The 21,498-nt window shown below is 57.9% G+C and carries 21 protein-coding genes and 1 tRNA gene; 13 read left to right on the top strand and 9 right to left on the bottom strand.

Features of this window, described 5'->3' with window-relative positions; genetic code table 11:
* Positions 1–80 precede the first annotated feature (80 nt).
* From JAO32_RS18895 to rpmI, 3 genes are all read right to left on the bottom strand, one after another.
* The gene (locus JAO32_RS18895) at positions 81–1,709 is read right to left on the bottom strand and encodes a M1 family metallopeptidase (RefSeq protein WP_334243299.1); all 1,629 of its coding nucleotides are present in this window, start codon (positions 1,707–1,709) and stop codon (positions 81–83) included.
* Positions 1,710–1,828: 119 nt separating this feature from the next.
* Positions 1,829–2,203, bottom strand: coding sequence for a 50S ribosomal protein L20 (rplT, locus tag JAO32_RS18890; RefSeq protein WP_334243297.1), 375 nt, complete (start codon positions 2,201–2,203; stop codon positions 1,829–1,831).
* Positions 2,204–2,435: 232 nt separating this feature from the next.
* Positions 2,436–2,633: a 50S ribosomal protein L35 gene (gene rpmI / locus JAO32_RS18885; protein ID WP_083345717.1), complete on the bottom strand. Its 198-nt coding sequence runs from the start codon at positions 2,631–2,633 to the stop codon at positions 2,436–2,438.
* A gap of 233 nt (positions 2,634–2,866) precedes the next feature.
* Here rpmI and JAO32_RS18880 point away from each other — a divergent pair, with 233 nt between their 5' ends.
* The 3 genes from JAO32_RS18880 to JAO32_RS18870 all read left to right on the top strand — a co-directional run bounded on the left by JAO32_RS18880 (position 2,867) and on the right by JAO32_RS18870 (position 8,097).
* Positions 2,867–3,997, top strand: a complete 1,131-nt coding sequence (locus JAO32_RS18880; protein ID WP_334243294.1) for an acyltransferase family protein — start codon at positions 2,867–2,869, stop codon at positions 3,995–3,997.
* Between the two features lie 332 nt (positions 3,998–4,329).
* A complete protein-coding gene (gene gyrB, locus JAO32_RS18875; protein ID WP_334243292.1) occupies positions 4,330–6,990 on the top strand; it encodes a DNA topoisomerase (ATP-hydrolyzing) subunit B in 2,661 nt (886 codons plus the stop codon).
* A gap of 399 nt (positions 6,991–7,389) precedes the next feature.
* Positions 7,390–8,097, top strand: a complete 708-nt coding sequence (locus JAO32_RS18870) for a hypothetical protein (RefSeq protein WP_334243290.1) — start codon at positions 7,390–7,392, stop codon at positions 8,095–8,097.
* Between the two features lie 53 nt (positions 8,098–8,150).
* On the opposite strand, the gene JAO32_RS18865 is transcribed toward JAO32_RS18870, so the two are convergent.
* The gene (locus JAO32_RS18865) at positions 8,151–8,531 is read right to left on the bottom strand and encodes a darcynin family protein (RefSeq protein WP_334243289.1); all 381 of its coding nucleotides are present in this window, start codon (positions 8,529–8,531) and stop codon (positions 8,151–8,153) included.
* 31 nt (positions 8,532–8,562) lie between these two features.
* On the opposite strand from JAO32_RS18865, the gene JAO32_RS18860 reads away from it, so the two are divergent.
* From JAO32_RS18860 to JAO32_RS18835, 6 genes are all read left to right on the top strand, one after another.
* Positions 8,563–9,243, top strand: a complete 681-nt coding sequence (locus JAO32_RS18860; RefSeq protein WP_334243286.1) for a TetR/AcrR family transcriptional regulator — start codon at positions 8,563–8,565, stop codon at positions 9,241–9,243.
* 157 nt (positions 9,244–9,400) lie between these two features.
* Positions 9,401–9,476, top strand: a tRNA-Trp gene (locus tag JAO32_RS18855).
* Between the two features lie 101 nt (positions 9,477–9,577).
* Entirely contained in the window at positions 9,578–9,832 is a 255-nt protein-coding gene (gene secE / locus JAO32_RS18850; RefSeq protein ID WP_443082618.1) for a preprotein translocase subunit SecE, read from the top strand.
* 52 nt (positions 9,833–9,884) lie between these two features.
* Positions 9,885–10,523, top strand: coding sequence for a transcription termination/antitermination protein NusG (gene nusG, locus JAO32_RS18845; RefSeq protein ID WP_334243284.1), 639 nt, complete (start codon positions 9,885–9,887; stop codon positions 10,521–10,523).
* A 124-nt stretch (positions 10,524–10,647) separates the two neighbouring features.
* Positions 10,648–11,082 carry a 50S ribosomal protein L11 gene (rplK, locus tag JAO32_RS18840; RefSeq protein ID WP_334243281.1) on the top strand — a complete coding sequence of 145 codons (435 nt, stop codon included), beginning with the start codon at positions 10,648–10,650 and terminating at the stop codon, positions 11,080–11,082.
* Positions 11,083–11,224: 142 nt separating this feature from the next.
* Positions 11,225–12,142 (top strand): neuromedin U, encoded by a 918-nt coding sequence (locus JAO32_RS18835; protein WP_334243280.1) that lies wholly within the window; start codon positions 11,225–11,227, stop codon positions 12,140–12,142.
* Positions 12,143–12,163: 21 nt separating this feature from the next.
* Here JAO32_RS18835 and JAO32_RS18830 read toward each other — a convergent pair whose 3' ends face one another.
* Positions 12,164–13,525, bottom strand: a complete 1,362-nt coding sequence (locus JAO32_RS18830; protein ID WP_334243278.1) for an amidohydrolase — start codon at positions 13,523–13,525, stop codon at positions 12,164–12,166.
* 19 nt (positions 13,526–13,544) lie between these two features.
* Positions 13,545–13,739, bottom strand: coding sequence for a hypothetical protein (locus JAO32_RS18825; protein WP_047489964.1), 195 nt, complete (start codon positions 13,737–13,739; stop codon positions 13,545–13,547).
* Between the two features lie 249 nt (positions 13,740–13,988).
* Between JAO32_RS18825 and JAO32_RS18820 the strand changes: the two genes are divergently transcribed.
* Entirely contained in the window at positions 13,989–15,068 is a 1,080-nt protein-coding gene (locus JAO32_RS18820) for a hypothetical protein (RefSeq protein ID WP_334243273.1), read from the top strand.
* On the opposite strand, the gene JAO32_RS18815 is transcribed toward JAO32_RS18820, so the two are convergent.
* Positions 15,065–15,439 (bottom strand): DoxX family protein, encoded by a 375-nt coding sequence (locus JAO32_RS18815; RefSeq protein ID WP_334243271.1) that lies wholly within the window; start codon positions 15,437–15,439, stop codon positions 15,065–15,067. The two genes, JAO32_RS18820 and JAO32_RS18815, sit on opposite strands and share 4 nt — an antisense overlap.
* A 73-nt stretch (positions 15,440–15,512) precedes the next feature.
* A complete protein-coding gene (locus JAO32_RS18810; protein WP_334243269.1) occupies positions 15,513–15,965 on the bottom strand; it encodes a PA2169 family four-helix-bundle protein in 453 nt (150 codons plus the stop codon).
* Between the two features lie 412 nt (positions 15,966–16,377).
* Between JAO32_RS18810 and JAO32_RS18805 the strand changes: the two genes are divergently transcribed.
* Positions 16,378–19,092: a DNA translocase FtsK gene (locus tag JAO32_RS18805; protein WP_334243267.1), complete on the top strand. Its 2,715-nt coding sequence runs from the start codon at positions 16,378–16,380 to the stop codon at positions 19,090–19,092.
* A 167-nt stretch (positions 19,093–19,259) separates the two neighbouring features.
* Here the strand turns inward: JAO32_RS18805 and JAO32_RS18800 are convergent, their stop codons facing one another.
* A complete protein-coding gene (locus JAO32_RS18800) occupies positions 19,260–20,207 on the bottom strand; it encodes an oxidoreductase (protein WP_334243265.1) in 948 nt (315 codons plus the stop codon).
* Between the two features lie 208 nt (positions 20,208–20,415).
* Here JAO32_RS18800 and JAO32_RS18795 point away from each other — a divergent pair, with 208 nt between their 5' ends.
* Both JAO32_RS18795 and JAO32_RS18790 read left to right on the top strand, forming a co-directional pair.
* A complete protein-coding gene (locus JAO32_RS18795) occupies positions 20,416–20,733 on the top strand; it encodes a winged helix-turn-helix transcriptional regulator (protein ID WP_334243263.1) in 318 nt (105 codons plus the stop codon).
* A 344-nt stretch (positions 20,734–21,077) separates the two neighbouring features.
* Positions 21,078–21,386 (top strand): antibiotic biosynthesis monooxygenase family protein, encoded by a 309-nt coding sequence (locus JAO32_RS18790; RefSeq protein ID WP_334243261.1) that lies wholly within the window; start codon positions 21,078–21,080, stop codon positions 21,384–21,386.
* Positions 21,387–21,498: the final 112 nt, after the last annotated feature.

The following is a 21,498-nucleotide window of genomic DNA, read 5'->3' as shown; positions in this document are numbered from 1 at the left end:
GAGCGAAGAATCCCAACGCATTCTCAGGCTGCGATACAGCGACATGTTTTCTTGCAAACATCTTCAAAACGGCGGTCGGTTTACATCTTCACGACATCGATGTAATACAAATCTTCCGCTACATGGAATCCGTCACGCTTCGCCGGCATTGTCTGCCACGTCGCCGTAGGATGCAGCAACGTCCAGTGCTGAGGATCGCCCACCTTCACCGGCATATTGAATCCCGCTTCTTCGGCATCCCAGCGATACTGCACCGTGCCCGCCGCATCATCAAACTTCAACTCCAGCTTCGGCAATGCCGCATGCCGCAGATACTCATTGAAGATCGGTGTCAGATCATGCCCCGTGTACTGATTCCAGAACGACACCACGTCTTCGGTAAGAATTGTCTTGTACTTAAAGTGCTCGTAGTACGCATGAATACCCGCGTACCACTTCGCATCATCATCCACCACGGAGCGCAGAGTGTTCAGGAACAACGCGCCTTTAAAGTACTGGTCCTCATCCCGCGGCTCACGATCCGTGCCACGTGGTCCCAGGATCGGTCGCTCGTTCTTCACCTTCTTCTTATAGCCATTCACATACTTAATGGCATCATTCTTGCCCCAACGACCTTCCACATAGATGTCTTCCGAATAAGTGCACCATCCTTCATGGATCCACATGTCACCGGGGTCAGCCGCCGTAATGGCATTGCCAAACCACTCATGCCCGCTCTCGTGGATGATGATGAAATCGAACCGAGGACTAATCCCCACGCCCGTCCAATCGCCGCCGTGATAACTGTTCTCAAAACCATTGCCATATGCCACTGCGCTCTGATGCTCCATACCTGCATACGGCACCTGCACTAACTTGTAACCGTCGCGCACAAACGCATATTCGCCAATCTTTTTGTTGAAGATCTCAAGCATCGGCCGCGCCTGTGCAAATTGCACCTTGGCCTTTTCCAGATCTTCCGGCTTGGCGTAAAAATCAATCGTTAACTTACCTAACGGCTTATCGTTCCAATGAACATACGTACCAATGTTCAGCGTCACATCGTAGTTATTGATGGGATAAGTCACACGCCAGTTCCACTGCGTGTATCCATCATGCAGATCACGATGCCCCAACAGTCGGCCATTGGAAACATCCATCAGCCCGTTGGGCGCGCTTACATGCAGATCAACGCCCTGCTGCGGCTCATCTTTCCACTGATCCTTGTTGGGCCACCACACGCGCGCGCCATTGCCCTCGCACGAAGTGAACACCCACGGCTTGCCCGCAGAGTCTTTCTCATAACTCATGCCGCCAAACCGTCCCGCCTTGCGCGGATGGCCGTTGTAAAACACGTCCAGCGTTTGCACGCTTCCCTTGCGCATCACCCGCGGCACATCCACAAAGAACGACTCTTCTTCGCGCGTTACCTTCACCGGCTTCCCGCGATACAGCACCTTGTCGATCGTCAGTTCCTGCGCCAGATCAAGCTGAATGCGCTGCCCATCCTCCAGCATGCGAAAACGCACCTGGTTATCCCCGGCAATGCTCTGATCTTCAGGATTCACGCGTACCGTCAGCGTGTAGTGCAGCAGGTCGTTGTTCGCGCGATACGGTCCGTACTCACCCAGCAGTTGCATCTTCTTTGCCGCGGCAACATCTTGTTGCCCAAAACTGCCACAGCAGGCCATCAAAAACAAAACAAAAAACAGTGACACCCGATACTTCATGGCCAAAGTATCGCCTGAAATAAGTTCGTTCGGAACACTACATTATTGCCTTCAGGCAAACGAAAGACCCGGTCCCTTGAGGGACCGGGGCTTCATCACTTCCCAATATGGGAGAAAGCTTACGCTGCTATCTTGGCCTTCTCGTTTGCAGCCTTGGCCTGTGCAGCCAGAGTAGCAAAACCTGCGGCATCGTTCGTCGCGATGTCCGAGAGAACCTTACGGTCCAGCTCCACGCCAGCCTTCTTCAGGCCACTGATGAACGTCGAGTAGCTCATGCCGTTCAGGCGAGCACCTGCACCGATGCGGACGATCCACAGCGAGCGGAACTGACGCTTCTTCTGCTTACGGCCGATGTAGGCAAACTTCAGGCCGCGCTCAACGGCTTCCTGGGCTGCCTGGTACAGTTTCGATTTCGTGAGGAAATAGCCAGACGCGCGCTTAAGAATCTTTTTGCGGCGGTCATTGCGCTTTGTGCCACGTTTTACGCGGGGCATAGTGTGTCTCCTTTTGCGTACTTCGTTGGTCAGCGGCTGGAGGTAAGGTCACCCTCATCGGGCTACGGCCTCTTCACACGCTTGCTGCTTTCCTGCCTCGTAGTCGCACTTCCAAATTGCTTTCGAAGTACGAGGGCCCGGTAACGCATTCGGACCGTTGTTTCAGAACCACCTGAAACGGCTGGGCGGAAAATCTCTGTCAGTCACCTGCTCATGCCCGCAAGGGCAGAACTCAGGCGTAGGGGATCATCCGGGAGACCTTGGCGTGATCGCCGTCGGAGACATAGGCCTGAGCGGTCAACTTACGCTTCACCTTGGTCGTCTTCGAGGTCAGGATGTGGCGCTTCTTCGTCTGGCCGCGCTTGATCTTGCCGGTGCCAGTCTTGGAAAAACGCTTCTTCGCCCCTGTGTGGGTTTTCAGCTTGGGCATTTGAGTTTCCTGTCTGAGAGCTGAACGCTGTCGGTGGCCTTATTAAAGCTACCGAGGTCCGCTTGGATGTCGTCCGATGTTATGGACAACCCTCTGAGTATAGCTCGAATTACCCGCGATGACCAGCAGAATCCCCGCAGCTTACATTCGGCCATCTCGCAATTCCTAATCGCCACTACCGGCGCAAGTAACCAAACGAAGGGGTTACGTGTGGTAATGTAGCCTCACACGAGGTGGAGGTCGCTCTGGATACAATCTCGCAGCCAGTCGGGATTCGCCAGACGCGCGACCATCTGCTTTTTCTGGATGGGTTCCGCGGCATTGCCGCCCTCTACGTCGTACTACACCACGCCTATCTCCAGGCGTGGCCTGTGAATAGCAATCTCGACCTCGTTTTGCCCGGTCATTTGGCTGGACTCATGCATTGGCTGGTATACGGACGATATGCCGTCACTGCCTTTTTAACTGTGTCCGGCTTCAGCCTGATGATCCCCGTGCTCCGTTACGGAACCCTGCGCAACGGTACGCTCGGCTTCTATCTCGGCAGAGCGCGAAGGATTCTACCGCCCTATTACGTGGCGCTTCTCTTCGCGGCAGCAGTCGTATTCGTAAATGCCCATTTCCTTCACATCGGTAAACCGCCCTCTCTGCGATCCATCGTGACACATGGAATGTTGATGCAGAACTTCTTCGGCGAAGCTCTGACGATCAATCCGCCAATGTGGTCTATCGCTGTAGAATCACAGATTTACGTTCTCTTCCCGATGTTTGTTTTTCTTTGGAAGAAGTTCGGGATGGCCGTTGTAGGGGTGCTGAGCGCTGCGCTCGCGTTGTTGGTAGTTTTCCTTTTCGGTCACAGCAAGTTTCCTGCCTCGTATATGGCAGTCTCATTCCCGGCGTCGTATCTGCTTGTCTTTTGCTGTGGCATGTTTGCCTCCACAGAGGCAGCGCGACCGGAAGCCGTTCGCCGGCTCCCCATGTATCGCGCCTTGTTAATTCTCTGCGTGGTAATTCTTGCCGTCTGGATTCATTTGAAGGGTTTTCGCACGCCGTGGGGAATCGACCTGATCGCCGGTTTCGGCACAGCTTGCGCGCTGATCCTTGCAAGCCTTAAGGATGGCTTCCTGCGCAGAATCACCAGTTGGAAACCGTTCGCCACTGTGGGAGCCATTTCCTACAGCATGTATCTCATCCACGACCCGCTCCAGCACCTTCTTGCCGGCAGCCTCTCCCGCGCCCACCTCTCACCCGACGCCATGTTTCTGCTACAGGCGCTCCCGATGACGGCCATCATCCTCGTCATAAGTTTCTGGTTTTACCGCCTGTTTGAACGGCCCTTCATGGCCAGCAAACCCAAGGTTTAGCACTCCTGCAGCTCCGAAGTGCGAAACCCGCAAACCTGCCAGCACAATCCACGTCCACAATCGCCCTGGGGCCGCGTGGAGCCTTTCAATGGAAACTCCGCCGACGGCTTTGAACTGTATTGGCGTTGCAAGACCCGCGATAACGGAAAGCCCATGGAATGCGGTGCCAACTGGCGCCTGCCCGACAGCTTCTCTGTCCCACGGTGGTTGGGCTGCGAGACGTGGAAAATATGCCGGAATGGTAGAATAAAAGGTGAACAGAGCCTCCGGAAATCCTGCAAATTCCTTGCATTTTCGCCGGTTTGCGCTCACCTGGAACCCTAGGAGAACGAGTGGCCACCGAGACACCCCTGATCGACCTGCAACAAACCGACCCCACGAACGCTCCCGAGCCTAAAATCACGTCGGAAACTGGCCAGCCCACCTACACCAGCGACAACATCCGCGTGCTGGAAGGTCTTGAGGCGGTGCGTCTGCGCCCGGCCATGTACATCGGCTCCACGTCGGAACAGGGGCTGCACCACCTCGTCTACGAAGTGGTCGACAACTCCGTCGACGAAGCCCTCGCCGGCCACGCCACCAAAATCGACGTCATCATCCACGCCGACAACTCCATCACCGTCATTGACGACGGCCGTGGCATCCCTGTTGACATGAAGGACCTCGGCAACGGCGTGAAGATGCCCGCCCTCCAGGTCGTACTCACCAAGCTGCACGCAGGCGGCAAGTTTGACGCCAACAGCTACAAGGTCTCCGGCGGTCTCCACGGCGTGGGCGTAAGCTGCGTCAACGCGCTCTCGGAAGAGTTCGACGTCGAAGTCTGGCGCGACGGCCACACCTACCAGCAGGACTACTCCAAGGGCGACCCCATCAGCGAAGTGCGCGAAGTCGGCGTCACGCAGCGCCGCGGCACCAAGGTCCACTTCCTGCCCGATAAGACCATCTTCTCCGTCCACGAGTACAACTTCGACACGCTCGCCGGACGCCTGCGCCAGCTCGCCTTCCTGAACAAGGGCATCGAGATCAATCTCACCGACGAGCGCGCCACCGACGCCAAGACTGGCGAGTTCAAGCAGATCAACTTCCGTTTCAAGGGCGGCATTGAAGAGTTCATCCGCCACCTGAACAAAGGCAAAGTCGTCCTGCATGAAAAGCCCATCTACATGGAGGCCGAAAAGGGCCAGCTCACCATGGAGATCGCGCTGCAGTACAACGACGCCTACTCCGAAACGGTCTTCAGCTTCGCCAACAACATCAACACCGTTGACGGCGGCACCCACCTCTCCGGTTTCCGCACCTCGCTGACCCGCACCATCAACGCGGCTGGCCAGTCCCTCGGTCTCTTCAAGGACATGAAGGAAGCCCTCAGCGGCGACGACGTCCGCGAAGGCCTCGTTGCTGTGGTCAGCGTCAAGCTGCCGCAGCCGCAGTTTGAAGGTCAGACCAAGGGCAAGCTGAACTCCGACATCGCCGGACAGGTGCAGTCTTTCGTCAACGAGCGCCTCGGTGTCTTCTTTGAGCAGAACCCGCAGGTCGCCAAGAAGATCATCAACAAGGCCATCGACGCGGCCCGCGCACGCGAAGCAGCCCGCAAGGCTCGCGACCTCACGCGCCGTAAGGGCGCGCTCGACGGTGGCGGCCTGCCCGGCAAACTCGCCGACTGCTCTGAGCGTCAGCCCGACCGCTGCGAACTCTACCTCGTCGAGGGTGAGTCGGCAGGCGGTACCGCCAAGCAGGGCCGCGACCGTCGCTTCCAGGCCATCCTTCCCCTCAAGGGTAAGATCCTCAACGTGGAAAAGGCCCGCTACGACAAGATGCTGGGCCACGAAGAAATCCGCGCCATGATCACGGCTCTCGGCACCGGCATCGGCAAAGACGACTTCACGCTGGACAAGCTTCGCTACGGCAAGCTCATCCTGATGACAGATGCTGACGTCGACGGTTCGCACATCCGCACGCTGCTGCTCACCTTCTTCTTCCGCCACATGACGCAGCTTATCCAGCGCGGCCACGTCTACATCGCGCAGCCGCCCCTCTACAAGATCAAGAAGGGCCGCTTCGAGCAGTACATCAAGGACGACCGCGACTTCGTGAAGGTCATGGTCAAGCGCGCAGCAGACGGCATGGTCGTCCGCTACGGCGACACCGCCCAGACCATCGAAGGTGGTGAACTCACCAAGTTCATGGGCAACCTGAACGAGTACATTGGCTTCTTCGACAAGGCAGACAAGCGCTTCCGCAACGAAAAGGTCACCGAGCAGGTTGCAAAGCTCTTCGCCCACGAGGGCAAGGAGCAGGCCAAGCGCGTGGACTTTGAATCGCCCGAAAAGCTTGAGGAGATGGCAAAGTTTCTCGAGTCCATCGCCCGCGAATTCCAGTTCAAGGCCGTCGGCAAGCCCGTCAAGGACGAAGAGCACAGCACCTGGTCGCTGGATTACACCGACGCTCAGGGTGCCACGCGTCATATCGACTTCACCACCGTCTCCGCTCCGGAAATGCGCCAGATGCTCGGCAAATACGCGCAGATCAGCGAATACCTGAAGCCGCCCTTCCTCGTGGAATACGCGCAGAAGGCCGGTAAGGCCGCTGCCGTTGCCGAAGAAGAAGAGGCAGAAGAAGCCGCCGAGACGGACGTAAACGAGACCATCGCAGCAGCCCCCGGCACCGCAGCAGAAGCCAAGGGTGCCAAGCGTAGCTCGAAGGTTGGTCAGGATCCTGTCCAGAAGGAAACGCCGCGCGAACTCTTTGAGTACGTTATCGAGCAAGGCAAGAAGGAATACCAGGTGCAGCGCTACAAGGGCCTCGGTGAAATGACCGCCGAACAGCTCTGGGAGACCACCATGGACCCCGAACGCCGCACGCTCCTTCAGGTCAAGCTCGAAGACATCGCAGCCACCGAGGAAATCTTCACCACCCTCATGGGCGAAGACGTCGAAAGCCGTCGCCGCTTCATCGAAGAAAACGCCCTGGACGTTAAGAACCTCGACATCTAGTGCTTCGCACCATTCTGTTGCGTCGTCCCCACGACGTGAAAGACGGAACCGCAACACACAGGGATGCGCCTCACAGCGCATCCCTGTTCCTTTGTCCGGTGAACAGCAGCGAAGCTCTTACGGTCGAAGACCGTCATCCTGAGCGAAACGAAGTGAAGCCGAAGGACCTGCATTCCTTCTCTACCTCTACAACGCAAAAGGTAGCAAAAGCGTTTAAAGCAGCCACAGCAACAAGCGCCAAAGGCGCGACGAGATATTAGCCTGGGCCGAAGGCCTGGGTACGACCGCCGATCAAAAGCTAAGGGCCAAAGGCCCGTTCCATCCTTCAGCCACAATCGACCAACCAACGACTACATCGCCCATGTAAGATGTGGCCCGTGCAATAAGGAGAAGGTTCGGATGAAGCGCACCATCGCACTACTCGCAATCGCACTTGCACCAATACTCGCCACAGCCCAGGCAGCAGCGCCCCTTAACGCCGTCCTCATGAACAATCTCGACGCGCGCAAAGCCAAAGTCGGCGACACGGTCAAAGTGCGCAGCTACTCCGGCTTTTCCGCACCGGGCGGTCAACGCGTTCCTCCCGGCGCAGTAATCATCGGCCACGTCACGGAAGCCTCCAGGCTCGGCAAAGGCTCCTTCGAATCGCGCCTCGCCGTGGTCTTTGACCAGGCCCAGCTCTCCGGCGGCCAGACGGTGCCACTCCACATGGGCATCGCAGGGTTGGCCGCAGCTCCGCCCGTCCAGGGAGTTCAAAGCCAGCTCGATATGAGTTCAGACGACGGGTCGTCCTTCCCCGGCGCTCGCTCCACCGGCTACAACGTAGATCCTACCGGCCAACGCAGCAATGTGAACACCACGGGCGGCACCGGTGGCACACGGGTCACGCGCGCCACGCCAGAGATGACTGATCCCGAAAACCGTCCCAGGAAAAACCCGCTGCCCAACGACCCTGTTGCGCCAGTCGCAAGCGTAGGGTCGACCGTCCCCGGCATCGCACTCAAATCCAACCCGGCCCGGGAGTCAACGCTCGTATCCACCGCGAACGACATCACGCTCCGCAGTGGCACACCATTGGTACTGCTTCCCATCGCAGGCCAGCAGTAAGACGTTCGGCTCACCGCAGTATCTCCACGGTGAGCCGATTCAGGTCAACGGGCTTACGCAGCGTCTCCCATCATCAACGGATAATTCGCCTCCATAGCCGGAAGAATCTGCACCACCTGAAAATAGTGGTCCCAGAACAAACACTCGCGCAGATGGTCCGCAATCCACGCCCAGGCATTCAGGTCCTTCGCCTCCCACACCAGAATGTCGCTCGCGTCCGCGCTGAACGCCTCGCACTCAAAGTAGCGGTGCGTCACCTGCGGACGACGCCGCAGAATCGGCCGCACCACATCACGGAAGAATGCCTCCCGCTCCGGATTCGACAAATCCAGCCAATGCCGCGTGGTCTTGACCTGCATAAAAATGTGAAACGTGCCTTCCATGCCTTCGTGCTCTGGCAGTGCTGCATCCATCGCTAATGATTCCGTAGCCATTGTGTTTCTCCTGCTAATAGAATGTGAGCAAATGCTCACAAAGAAAACTCGCGTTCCTGCAAAGAAGAAATCCACGCGTAAGAGCGCCGCAAACCAGCGCAAACAGCCGTCACAAGAGCGTTCGCGTGAAACCGTCGCTGTCATTCTGGAAGCTGCTGCTCGCATTCTTGAATCCCGCGGGCTTGAGGGTTACAACACGAACGCCGTCGCAGAGAAGGCAGGAGTCAGCATCGGCTCGCTCTACCAGTACTTCCCCGGCAAAGACGCGCTTACCATCGCGCTCATCCTCTCGTTTGAAGAAGAACTGCTGCACGCTGTCAAAACTGCCATCGCCGCCTCACAACACGACACACTCACGCAGGCACTGCAATGCATCGTGCGCGCACTCTACGGCGCCCACATCCACCGCGCCGCACTCAACGTAGTGCTTGAAGCCGAAGAACAACGCCTGCAACAACACATCCCGGAAAAGACTGAGACACTCGCATCCCTCGTCGCCACACTGCTCCGCAAACACCGCCAGTACCTGCGCGTGCCATTCAAGGAAGCGGTCCAGGACACCATTACCATCTCGCGCGCCATGGTCGACGCGGCACTCCGACAGGGCCTCACCGCCGCAGCAGCAGAACGCAGAACCGTCCGCGCCCTCACCGCATACCTGTTCTGGCAAGGTCAAACTGACTCTGCATCACCAACAAATCAGAAGCGATAGAACGATTTCTGACGAATACTCATAAGCGCGTTCGTCCCCACGTCTTTTGGATCGCCACACACTTTCCCGATGGCGCGCAATACGGTATCATTAGGCGTTGACCGTGCCTGCTGTTGAGCGGTGCATGTGGCTCCATCAGGACAATAGCCCTGAATGCAGGGGAGTAAGCTCAACGGTTAAACTGTCGGTCTCCAAAACCGAACTTCTCGGTTCGAATCCGAGCTCCCCTGCCAGTTTTCCCGCAGCACATTCTGTATATTGCCGAAGGTTTGTTGCGGCGTGTCCAGAAGAGTAAAGGTAAGTGCAGCAAGCAGTTACGAAGGTTGAGGCAATCATGGCCAAGGCAGCAGTAGTAGAAGAGAACGCAGCACTCCAGAAGATGAAGGAACCCGGCAAGAAGCTCGGCGACTTCCTCGGTGACGTGCGCAGCGAAATGCGCAAGGTTTCCACCCCGTCGACCGCGGAAACGCGCACCACGACCGCCGTCGTGATCGTCACGGTCTTCGCCTTTGCTGCATACTTCTGGATCGTTGATTTCGGCATCAACCATTCGTTGAACGCGCTGATCACCAAGCTGACACAGCACTAAGTTTCACCTGCGCTTCTGGCGCACACTTTTTGAGTTTTTGAAGAAGGACACGATGGCTGAAGAGTTCGCACCCGCGGAAGAAACAACCGAAGCGACGACCGAAGCGACTCCTGCGGAAGAGACCGCTGAGGGAACGGAAGCCGCTGCTCCTGAGAGCAACCTGAAGTGGTACATCATCCACGCTTACTCGGGCTTTGAGCGCAAGGTCAAAGAGTCCCTTGAGAGCCGGATGCACGCCTTCGGCCTCGGTCACAAGATCGGCCGCATTGAGATTCCGACCGAGCCCGTCACTGAAATTCGCAACAACAAGAAGTACACCATTGACCGCGTCTTCCTGCCCGGCTACGTCTTCGTCGAGATGGATCTCGACAACGACCTCTGGCACCTGGTGAAGAACACACCGCGCGTCACTGGATTCCTCCAGACCGGCGACACCCCCACCCCGCTCAGCGAAGCTGAAGTCAACAGCATGTTGAACCGCGCAGACGTGGTGAAGGACAAGCCAAAGCTGAAGGTCAAGTTCGAGAAGGGCGAGCAGGTCCGCATCACCGAAGGCCCGTTCGCAAACTTCAACGGCGCCGTAGACGACGTAAACGAAGACAAGCAGACCCTCAAGGTTATGGTCAGCATCTTCGGACGTCCTACTCCGACCGAAGTCGAGTTTTCGCAGGTGGAGAAGACGATCGAGTAGCGGAAACTGCTCGCTGCTTCTCCTGCACATTTGTAACCCGTCGCGTACCGGTGGCTTCTACCCTGCTCGCGACCCAGCCGTGAACGCATAGACGTTCGCGATTGAATCGAAAAGGACAAGAACAATGGCACCGAAGAAAATTACTGGATACGTCAAGCTCCAGGTGATGGCCGGCAAGGCCACCCCGGCTCCCCCGATTGGTCCCGCGCTCGGTCAGGCGCAGGTCAACATCATGGAGTTCTGCAAGCAGTTCAACGACCGCACCAAGGATCCGTCGATGGCGGGTCTCACCATCCCGGTCGTTATCAGCGTGTATGCAGACCGTACCTTCTCCTTCATCACCAAGACGCCCCCGGCTCCGGTGCTTCTGAAGAAGGCCGCCAAGATCGAAAAGGGTTCCGGCACGCCGAACAAGGCAAAGGTCGGCACCGTGACCGAAGCTCAGGTTCGCGAGATCGCCACGCAGAAGATGCCCGATCTGAACGCTGCAACCATCGAAGCTGCAGTCAAGATGATCAAGGGCACCGCCCGCTCCATGGGCCTCGACGTAGTCGCCTAAACAACATCGAAAAACAAGCCAAAGGGCGCGGAGACATCCTCCGCGCCCTTCGCTTTGTGCTCTCAATGTTCTGTCGATACTGACAGGTGACGCAATGCTTCGTGCCAAATACCTTCCTCTCTAAGTCCGCAGAGGGTATGTCATGCACATCAGCGTCCTACGTCTTCCATTTGTTGCTGTTGTATCGATAAGCCTTCTGTCAGGGATGGCTGCAGGTCAACAGACCCAGACGGAAGAAGTACATTCTACGGAAAACCTGCAGAAGGCTACGCAGAATCCTGTAGCCAGCATGATCAGCGTTCCCTTTCAGAACAACAGCAACTTCGGCATTGGCCCGTATGGCCGCATTCAGAACATTCTGAATATCCAGCCAGTCATTCCCGTGAAATTAACGCCCGACGTGAATATGATCATCCGTTGGGTCGCTCCTATCGTCTACCAGCCTGCACCCGGAACAGCGAATCTACAGGTGTACGGCATCAATGAGGACACGCCGGCCTATTTCGCAGCCGTGGATCTGCAACAGCACGCAGCCGTTGGCGGCTTCGGCGACATGGCTCCAACCTTTTTCTTTACTTCCTCGAAACCACACAAGTTGATTGTTGGCGCAGGCCCTATGCTTATTCTTCCAACTGCCACCAGCAAGGTTCTGGGCCAGGGAAAATTCAGCATGGGGCCATCGATTCTCGCACTCGTCCAACCCGGCCATTGGACTCTCGGAGGGCTCGTCAGCAACGCCTGGTCCGTGGCAGGCGATTCCAGCCGCGGCGATGTGAACCAGATGAGTCTTCAATACTTCATCAACTACAACCTGAAGAAGGGCTGGTCGCTCTCCACTGGCCCCATTATCAGTGCTAACTGGAACGGCTCCAGCGGCAATGTCTGGACAGTCCCCTTCGGCGGCGGCGTGGGCCGGGTGACACGTATCGGATTTCAGCCCGCCAACATCGGCGTCCAGTTTTACGGAAACGCTGTCCATCCCACCGGCGGTTCCCCATGGAGCATGCGCCTGTCCGTCTCGCTACTCTTCCCGAAGATGCCGAAACCAGCAGCCAAATAATCCAGCAACAAACATGACAAGCTATTGCAACAGTGAAACCGCCACAGCCGTCATCGTTACCACGCCCGTCTCAATCGCTGGCTTGTAATCCGGTGCATACAGCGGCGAGTGGATATCCGGCAGCGCCACGCCCGTCTTCTGCGCCTCTGCCACCTTCGCCGGATCGCCCGCGCCCAGCCGGAAGAACGTCATCGGAATCTTGTAGCCGTCAGTCAGATAACCCACATCCTCACTGCCCATCACCGCCTGTTGCGGCTGCACCTTATCCGCACCCAGCGTAGCAATCGCCACCTTGCGCACACGCTCCGTCAACGCGTCATCGTTCACCGTTGGCGTAGTCGTCTCAACCGTCTTAATGGTTGGCATCTTGTCCGCAGGCAGTCCGTAAGCAACTGCAATCGCATTCGCCGTGTTCGTAATACCCTGCACCAGCTTCTGCCGCGTCGCTTCTTCATAACTGCGCACAGTCAGTCCCAGCATCGCTTCTGCGGGAATGATGTTGTTCTTCGTTCCCGCATGAAACGTACCCACCGTGATCACACCCGGCGACTGCGGAGAAATCTGCCGGCTCACCACACCTTGCAAAAGCGTCACAAACTCCGCGCCCATGAAGATGGGGTCTTTCGAGTTCTGCGGCTGCGATCCATGCGCGCCAACACCGTGAAACACCACCGTGATGGAATCCGCACTCGCCATCATCGGCCCTGCACTAATGGCCACTGTTCCTGCCGCAATATTGCCGAAGTCATGCATGCCCAGCACATAATCCGGCCGCGGAAAACGCGTATATAAGCCATCGGCCATCATCGCCTTCGCGCCCTGAATCACCTCTTCCGCGGGCTGCCCAAGCATCAGCACCGTTCCATGCCACGCATCCTTGTGCTTCGCCAGTTCCGTTGCAATGCCAATGAACGCAGACATGTGAATGTCATGCCCGCAAGCCTGCATCACACCCACGTCCTCGCCCTGTGCATTCTTCGCGCGCACCTTGCTCGCATAGGCCACACCAGTCTCTTCCGTCACCGGCAACGCATCCATATCCGTGCGGATCAGCACAGTCGGGCCAGCGCCGTTCTTCAGCACACCAACTACGCCGAATGCCTGCTTGCCGTCTTCATACTTCCCAATGTGGTCAGTCACCTGATAGCCCAACGAGCGCAACTGCGACGCCACAAACGCAGACGTCTTCTCCTCCTGTCGCGACAGTTCAGGAGCCTGATGCAGCATCAGGTACGTCTTCTCAAGCGCAGGCATCTGCGCAGCCGCATCACTCTGCAACGTAGCCGTAGGAATCTGTGCGACGCAGGAGGCCGCCAACAACGAGGCGGAAAGGGCAAACGCAAATGTCTTCATGGCGCGAGTATAAGCGCGCCACGAAGACATTTTTCCGAAAAGATAAAGACTAGGTAGCCGAAGGCAACGAACGCTGCGACGCCGGCAACAGCGCCAGCCGAAGCTCCTCCGCCAGCGCACCCAGCGGATTGCTCACAGTCTTCTTGATGATGGTCAGCAGCGATTCACCACGCTTCTGCATGAGGTATGCCGCGGTCACACCCGCAGCCAGTGTCGCCAGAAATACAAATCGCTTCATGTTCATAACCATCTATCTCCATGCTTCTCTTGAGTGGACGCACCAACATCGTTCCGGGTTGGTTCCCACGTTACATCGCGCGATCATACGACCGAAGGTCGTCATCCTGAGCGAAGCCGAAGGACCTGCATTCCTCTCCTTCACTACGACGCCTCAGGGAAAAACTTACGCACAAAACCCAAACCACAAACCGCATCCAATCCCCTTATGGAAGCCACGCAGAGACACTCCCTCCTGCCCTGGACACCGCTTATTGTGGCTGCCTTCGCCAGCTACGGCCCCGTCGGTTGGAACTACGGCTTCGCGCTGTACTTCCTCAACTACAACCACGGCTTCGTAAAACGCGGATTCGTTGGCGAACTCTTCTCACACTTCGCCTACCTCACACGCGGCCAACTTCTTCTTGCGGAATATCTCTTCCTGGCCGCAGCTTTCGTACTTTGCTACACCGTCTTCCGCCCCTTACTCTTCCGCAATCGTGAAACATCCATGATTGCCGTGCTGCTGTTAAGCGCACCGGCAGCTTTGCCACACATTGGCTATCTCTTCGCGCAACCCGACGTCACTCTGTTCCTTCTCTTGCTGCTCTGCCTGTGGATGCTGTTCAACATGTCGCCATTCGCAGCCGCATGCGCAACGATCCCGCTCTGCATCATCGCTCTCTGCACGCATGAAGCCTTCTCGCTCATGTTCTATCCACTCGTGGTGGCCATCCTGATCGAGCAATGCCGCACACGCCGCTTGCCCTGGATCGCGGCCATCGCACACGTAGCCATCATCGGCGCAGCCTTTCTCGCCATCCTTCACTTCGGCAAATTGAAAGTCTCACCGGACACCATCCTTCAGGAAGCTCTCACAAGAACCAACGTCGGCATTCAACGCCAGGTCTACGATGTGATGGCCTCCAGCTTCGCAGAACAGCGCGAACTCGTCCGCCGCATGTACAACTCGCTCATATGGAAGCTGCTTGCCCTCACCATCTGTATCGCTGCGCCATACTTCTTTCTGCTCGGCAAGCTCCTTCGTCGCTCCATGCGTGCGGCCGCCATGCCTTCATGGCAACAAGCCATCACATCCCTGCTCTTTCTTTCGCCGCTTCTGCTCTGCTATCTCGGCCACGACTTCACACGATGGATCGGAGCAGCCTGCATTGATGCCAGCCTCTTCATCCTCGCGCTCGCACAAACAAATGCAGCCGTCCGCGACACACTCACACGTTGGACAACCAACGAGAACATCACTGCATGGCTTGCGTATCTCATCGCAGCAGGCCCCATGGGCGCCACTGGCATTCGCTCTGCGGAGCTGCTGCTCACAGCATGGTCAGGCCGTTAAGAATCTCGCTCCGTGTACACCGCCGCCCAGGCGATGAGTACAAACTGCAACGGAATACGCCCATATAACAACCACACAGGAATTGAGGAGAAACGCCCTGGATGCATTGCCATGAAGACATGCACATCAAAGTAGAGCACCAGCATGGCGATAATGCCGCAGGCCGCAAACCATCGTGTTTGCCGTGGCAGCAAACCCAGGCCCCCAAGGATTTCCGCCGCGCCGCTGATCCGCACCAGCGCGATCGGATGGCTGTAGTGCGGCGGCATGATCGCTGCATACATCCCTGTATGCCAGAAATGATTCACCCCGGCAGCCACATAAAAGATCGCCTGCAAGCCAAGCCCAACACGATATAGCAAACGACGCATGGATTTTCCTTCCGACCCCACAAACGAAAAAGCCTCGCCGAAGCGAGGCCCTTTTCGCGCAGAGAGTCCCCCTTTACTTGCGGGAATCTCGGGCAGCCTTTACATAATCGTGGCTCGTCTGAATATGAGCCGCCTGCGTGCTCAGCAACTGGTGCACCGGCAGCGGCAGATCATGCTTCAGTGCATCGGCATACACCTTCTTCGCCCTATCCTCACCTGATTCCGCTGTCTCCAGCAGCGTATGGTCGCCACCGCCCAGCTTCGCCTTCAGATCGCCCCACGTACGATGAATCGCGCCAGCCACGCTGCCCGTTTCCTTGTACGCATCGCCGACGCCTTCCTTGATCAGCACATCTTCCAGCTCGCCCTTGAAGGAAGCGCGCTTCAGGCTCTCCGCCAGGAAATAACGCTTCAGCGTCTCGTCGTGCAGCTTCTCACCAATCTCGCGAAAACCTTGCTGGCCATCGATCAGTGATTCAATCACGTCCTTCAGTACCGATTCCGTTTCCTTCAGCAGCTCTGCCATTGCGTTCTTTTCCTTGCGGGCTGGTTGCCCTGTGTCGTTCTAGATTGATCTCCGCATGTTGCGGGAGAAACAAAATCCTTGCCATGGCCGTGGGCGGTGTCCCCCGGTTGCATTGCGATTCTCCTTGGCCGGAAGCTAGGGGAGGAAATCGCGAAAACCCCCGCCACCGCCCTGCCATGGTCTTTGTGTCAAGGACCCGCGGCTCATGCAGCGGGTTCAGTGTGTTCCGGAAAATTCACCCGGTGTGTTTCTAGAACGTTAGGAGCCATCTACCGCCGTGCGGGTTGCCCACGCGGGTTCCTCCCCCAGATTGCGCACCCTTTCCGCCGCCAACCGGTAGAGAATCGGGCATGATACCCTCCGTGTCCGCACCTCCGCGTACAAGGAAAGGTTCACAGGAGATTTGCTGCCTATGAAGCCGCTCCGCCTGGAGATGACCCCCACCCGCAGCCGACGGCTGAATGAAATCCTTGGCCTGCTGTTACTGGCCGCCGCTGTACTGCTGGTGCTTGCGCTGGTTAGCTACACCCCCGACGACCCCTCCCTGAACACCGTCGGCGGATTTAGCGGAACCACCGCGCTCCGCCCCGTGCACAACTGGGCCGGACGCATCGGTGCGCTCCTCAGCGACCTCCTCCTGCAGATCCTCGGTATCGCCGCCTTCGTCTTTCCCATCATGCTCGGCCGCCTGGGCATCTGCTGGATGCGCTCTCAGGCACAGGGATCGCCCGCCGCCAAGACCATCGGCCTTGTCCTCTGGATCCTCGCTGCTCCCACGGCCCTCGCGCTCATTCCCGTGCATCTTCTATGGCGCAGCGCTCTGCCGATTGAAGGATCGCTCGGTCGCGTCCTCTCCGGCTTCGTTGTTGGATTGCTCAACTACCCCGGCGCCTGCGTCGTCGTAGGGCTGCTCGTCCTCCTCAGCCTCTATCTCTCGACGACCTTCACTTTCAACACCGCGCAGGACTGGGCAGGTCAACGCCTCGGCATCTTCGGACGCATTCGCGAACGTTATCTCTCATGGCGTGGCGACCGCGGCAATCTGAAAGCCTCACGCGCCGCCAACAAGCTGGAAACCCGCCGCGAACGCGAAATCGCACGACAGGACGCCGCCAACGCCAAAGCCAACGCTGCGGCCCAGCGCGCTGCCAACGGCGGCTCGCTCATCACCAGCCTCTTCGCCAAGTGGAGCCTCTGGCGCAAAGGCATCCGTCCCGACGCCGAAGTCATCGACGACATGCCCGCCTCCCGCACCATGTGGTCCAAGATGCCGCGCACTAACGTCGACGCCGACCCCGACCCTGAATTCGCCCCCCTGCCGCACCATCTGCAGGAGGAAGCCGACGCCGCACTGCAAGCCGAGGTCACCGGCGTCGACGCACCGCTCAACGGCAGCATGCTCGAAGCCGCACCCTCGCAGGAAAACTTCTCCGACTGGCATCAGTCCGCATCGCACGCCACAGACGACCAGGCCTTCGCCTGGCTGAACAGCCGCGAGGCCGAACAGTCGCAGCGCACACGCTCAGCCGAAGTCGTTCCCTTCCCCGTCGCCGCAACGCGTCCCGAAGCCACATTACCGCCCGCTCCTCCGGAAGAAAAAATCTCCTTCGGCAAGCGCGCCGACGAGTCCATCAAGACCGTCACGCTCACCGCCAAATCCGTCCACGGCTACAAGCTGCCGCCCTCGTCGCTGCTGCACCACGACAACAAGCACGCCGCCGTCCGCGAAGAAGCCCTGCGCGAAGAGGCCCGCATCCTCGTTGAAAAGTGTGGCGAATTCGGCGTTGACGGCCAGGTCACCCAGATCAACCCCGGCCCCGTCGTCACCACCTTCGAGTTCCGCCCCGACGCCGGCGTGAAATACTCCCGCGTCACCGGCCTCGCCGACGACCTCTGCCTCGCCATGGCCGCCGAATCCGTCCTCATCGAACGCATGCCCGGCAAATCCACCGTCGGCATCCAGGTCCCCAACAGCGACCGCGAAACCATCTGGCTCCGCGACGTCGTCGAATCCGAAGGCTTCGCCAACTCCCGCTCCAAGGTCGAAATGGCCATGGGCAAGGACATCAACGGCCGCATCGTCACCGCCAACCTCGCCGCCATGCCTCACGTCCTCATCGCCGGCTCAACGGGCAGCGGTAAATCGGTCGCCATCAACGCCATGATCATGAGCGTTCTCTTCAAGGCCACCCCCGAAGAAGTCCGCATGATCCTCGTCGACCCCAAGCGCGTCGAACTCGGCATGTACGAGGGCATCCCGCACCTCTTCACGCCCATCATCACCGAGCCCAAACTCGCGGCCAACGCTCTCCGCAACGCCGTCCGCGAAATGGAGCGCCGCCTCAAGCTCCTCGCCTCGCGCCACGTCCGCAACCTCGACCAGTACAACAAGCTCTTCGACAGCGGCCAGCTCTTCAACGAAGACGGCGAAGAGCAGCAGCCCCTGCCCTACATCATGATCATCATCGACGAGCTCGCCGATCTCATGATGCTCGACAAGGCCAACGTCGAAGAGTCCATCACCCGCCTCGCACAGATGGCCCGCGCCGTCGGCATCCATCTCGTGCTCGCCACGCAGCGCCCCAGTGTCGACGTCATCACCGGTCTCATCAAGGCTAACGTCCCCACGCGTATGTCCTTCCGCTTGGCGACGAAAGTCGACAGCCGCACCATCATCGACAGCAACGGCGCAGAATCGCTCCTCGGTCGCGGCGACATGCTCTTCCTGCCGCCGGGCACATCACGCCTCCAGCGCGTCCACGCCCCCTTCGTCACAGAGAAGGAAATCTCTGACGTGGTCGAGTTCTGGAAGCAGCAGGGCGAAGCCGAATACGCCGAAGGCTTCCTCGACGGCCCCAAGGACGACAAGGGCAACAACCTCTTCGACGGCGACGGCAACAACGACCAGGACGAACTCTTCGACGACGCAGTCCGCCTCGTCTTCGAATTCGGCAAGGCCAGCACATCGCTACTGCAACGTCGCCTGCGCATAGGCTACGGCCGAGCCGCCGCCCTAATCGACATGATGGAACGCGACGGCCTAGTAGGCCCCGCCGACGGCAGCAAACCCCGCGAAATACTCAAGTCCCCCGACTTCTACCGCGAAGTAGACGAAGCCCTCCGTTAACCATCCAAACCTCCACAAAACCAAGAGCCCTGCGTATCAAGCGCAGGGCTTTCTATTTGAAATTCCTGATCTCACATAAGCCGACTTCACAGGACTAATTTCTTGCGCTCGTTCAGAAGCTCGTAGAAGGTGACGGCAATGGTGTTAGGACCTGATGGAGATCGGAATCACGCCAAGGGAAACTGAACTCCGGTGAGTTGTTCTGTAATGTGCCAAAGCTTGCTGGCAGTTGCTGGATCAAGGGCCGCTGCAGCAATCCTGGCTTTGGCGGGCAGGCCTTTCAGTTCCTGAAAACCATCAGGACCGTAATAACCTCCGGGTTCAGCGCTCGGGTCCGTAGCGGCGAAAAGTGTTGGAAGAGCGCCATGATGCGCGTCCTGCGAGAGAAAAGGTTTGAGCACTTTCGTAGCGATGCGCAACGGATTCAGGAAGCCCGCGTCCCCCGGACCGCTGGTCTGCAGATTGGTGATGGCATAGCCCGGATGCGCTGCCGTCACAATGACAGGCGAATGCAGTGCGGTGAGACGGCGCTGCAGTTCGATGGCAAAGATGGAGTCCGCCAGCTTTGATTGCGCGTAGGCGCCCCACATGGGGCTATAGCGGCGTTCGGACTGCAGGTTCTCAAAATCGATCTTGCCCATCTTGCTTGCAGTCGAAGAGACAATCACAATGCGTGAGCCTGCCTGCGGCTTCACAGCGCGGAAGAGAAGCGCGGTGAGCGCGAAAGGACCGAGGTAGTTGGTAGCAAACTGGCGCTCATAGCCGTCCGGTGTGAGCTGGCGATGGGGAATGGCCATGACGCCGGCGTTGTTGATGAGCAGATCAAGCGAAGGCTGCGGATAGCGTTGGAGAATGCGCTCAGCGAAGGCGGCGACTGAAGAAAGCTCGGCCAGGTCGAGGACCTCTGGCAGCAGCTTTGCGTTCGGAACTTCCTGACGGATAGCCGCGGCGGCAGACTCTGCCTTTTCGGTCGTCCGTGCAGGCAGGATGATTTCAGCTCCCCGGCGCGCGAGTTCAAGCGCGGTGTGAAAGCCAATTCCGCTGTTGGCTCCAGTGATGAGAACGCGACGACCTTGCTGTGAGGGGATGTTCTGAGCTGTCCAATTCGTCTTCATAAGCGCTACTATGAGCCAGTCAGTATCCAATAGCAATAAGGCACCTTTTTGGCTTATATGCACCTGGAGGTAACTAATGAGCAAAAGTGCAAGACCAATTTTGAAAAAGTCCCCGAGAACGTCTCGCCGGAGATCTTCCATAGACTGGGGAAGTACGAATGCAGCCTGTGAAGCATTAGGACCGAGCGGGGAGACTCTGGCGCGTGACATGGTCACTCGTATGGCCGAGAAATGGACGCTGTGGACGCTCGCTGTGCTGGCCGAAGCGGGCGAGCCAATGCGATTTTCGCGCGTGATGGAGAAAGTAGAGGACGTTAGCCAGAAGTCGCTGACGAAGACCTTGCGACAATTGGAGCGTGATGGGCTCGTTACACGGGAAGTGTTTCCGGAGGTCCCTCCGCGCGTGGAGTATGAAGTGACGGATCTGGGACTGGAGATGCTTGAGCAAGTTCATCCCCTATGGGTGTGGGCAGTAGAAAACCTAGACCGTTTTCAGAAGGCACAAGCAACATTCGACCAGCGGTAGATAAATCCCCATAAACGCCGTTATCACCCAGCGACTCAGATAGTGGACACCTTCGACTATCTACGTGCGCGTAAGCGCATCGTTCGCGCAAAGCGCGATTTCTTTCGGAAGGGCAGGGCTTCAGCCCTGCCGTAAAACCCGCAACTAAGAAATCGCGCGGCCACCAAGACAAACAGGAGCATAACTTCTAACCCCGCGCGGCCACAGAAGCTCATGGCTGGCCCACGCCGAAGGCGTCGAGAACGGTACGAAAGTACCTGTCAAGCCCCAAAACCACCCAATTCCAACAAACCAAAAGGGATAGAGCTGGCATGGTATTTCCGCCAAACCACTAAAATAGAAGTATGCACATCATTCTCTGGGAATTCGTAGTGCCAGCGGATGCACGCGAGAGATTCCAGCAGGCCTACGGCCCGGATGGCGATTGGGCGCAACTCTTCCGCCGCGCGAAAGGCTACCTCGGAACGGAATTACTGCACTCCGACACTGCGCCGGAAGTCTTCCTGACCATAGATCGATGGGAAACCGCCTCCCATTTCGAAAGCTTCCAGAGAAACTTCGGACGCGAGTACCGCGAACTCGATCAAAAGCTCGAAGGAATCAGCACCTCCGAACGAAAAATCGGTGTGTTTTCAGCCGTCGATCCCATCTAAGTCTTTTAGAAAGACGATTTTGCCTCTAACCCCAATGGGCAGAAGATTTTACAACCACTCGCGCCGTAAACCCAATAGAAAGACGATTTTAGAAAAACAGGGGGGAGGGGGG

Origin of the sequence: Terriglobus sp. ADX1 (assembly GCF_036877645.1) — a bacterium.
Lineage (GTDB): Bacteria > Acidobacteriota > Terriglobia > Terriglobales > Acidobacteriaceae > Terriglobus.
This window is presented reverse-complemented; position numbering and strand designations above follow the sequence as displayed.

Excerpts from the sequence above, each read along its gene's own strand:
- JAO32_RS18895 (WP_334243299.1), bottom strand. The coding sequence starts at position 1,709 with ATGAAGTATCGGGTGTCACTGTTTTTTGTTTTGTTTTTGATGGCCTGC.
- rplT (WP_334243297.1), bottom strand. The coding sequence starts at position 2,203 with ATGCCCCGCGTAAAACGTGGCACAAAGCGCAATGACCGCCGCAAAAAG.
- rpmI (WP_083345717.1), bottom strand. The coding sequence starts at position 2,633 with ATGCCCAAGCTGAAAACCCACACAGGGGCGAAGAAGCGTTTTTCCAAG.
- JAO32_RS18870 (WP_334243290.1), top strand. The coding sequence starts at position 7,390 with ATGAAGCGCACCATCGCACTACTCGCAATCGCACTTGCACCAATACTC.
- JAO32_RS18865 (WP_334243289.1), bottom strand. The coding sequence starts at position 8,531 with ATGGCTACGGAATCATTAGCGATGGATGCAGCACTGCCAGAGCACGAA.
- JAO32_RS18860 (WP_334243286.1), top strand. The coding sequence starts at position 8,563 with ATGCTCACAAAGAAAACTCGCGTTCCTGCAAAGAAGAAATCCACGCGT.
- secE (WP_443082618.1), top strand. The coding sequence starts at position 9,578 with ATGGCCAAGGCAGCAGTAGTAGAAGAGAACGCAGCACTCCAGAAGATG.
- nusG (WP_334243284.1), top strand. The coding sequence starts at position 9,885 with ATGGCTGAAGAGTTCGCACCCGCGGAAGAAACAACCGAAGCGACGACC.
- rplK (WP_334243281.1), top strand. The coding sequence starts at position 10,648 with ATGGCACCGAAGAAAATTACTGGATACGTCAAGCTCCAGGTGATGGCC.
- JAO32_RS18835 (WP_334243280.1), top strand. The coding sequence starts at position 11,225 with ATGCACATCAGCGTCCTACGTCTTCCATTTGTTGCTGTTGTATCGATA.
- JAO32_RS18830 (WP_334243278.1), bottom strand. The coding sequence starts at position 13,525 with ATGTCTTCGTGGCGCGCTTATACTCGCGCCATGAAGACATTTGCGTTT.
- JAO32_RS18825 (WP_047489964.1), bottom strand. The coding sequence starts at position 13,739 with ATGAACATGAAGCGATTTGTATTTCTGGCGACACTGGCTGCGGGTGTG.
- JAO32_RS18815 (WP_334243271.1), bottom strand. The coding sequence starts at position 15,439 with ATGCGTCGTTTGCTATATCGTGTTGGGCTTGGCTTGCAGGCGATCTTT.
- JAO32_RS18810 (WP_334243269.1), bottom strand. The coding sequence starts at position 15,965 with ATGGCAGAGCTGCTGAAGGAAACGGAATCGGTACTGAAGGACGTGATT.
- JAO32_RS18805 (WP_334243267.1), top strand. The coding sequence starts at position 16,378 with ATGAAGCCGCTCCGCCTGGAGATGACCCCCACCCGCAGCCGACGGCTG.
- JAO32_RS18800 (WP_334243265.1), bottom strand. The coding sequence starts at position 20,207 with ATGAAGACGAATTGGACAGCTCAGAACATCCCCTCACAGCAAGGTCGT.
- JAO32_RS18795 (WP_334243263.1), top strand. The coding sequence starts at position 20,416 with ATGGTCACTCGTATGGCCGAGAAATGGACGCTGTGGACGCTCGCTGTG.
- JAO32_RS18790 (WP_334243261.1), top strand. The coding sequence starts at position 21,078 with ATGCACATCATTCTCTGGGAATTCGTAGTGCCAGCGGATGCACGCGAG.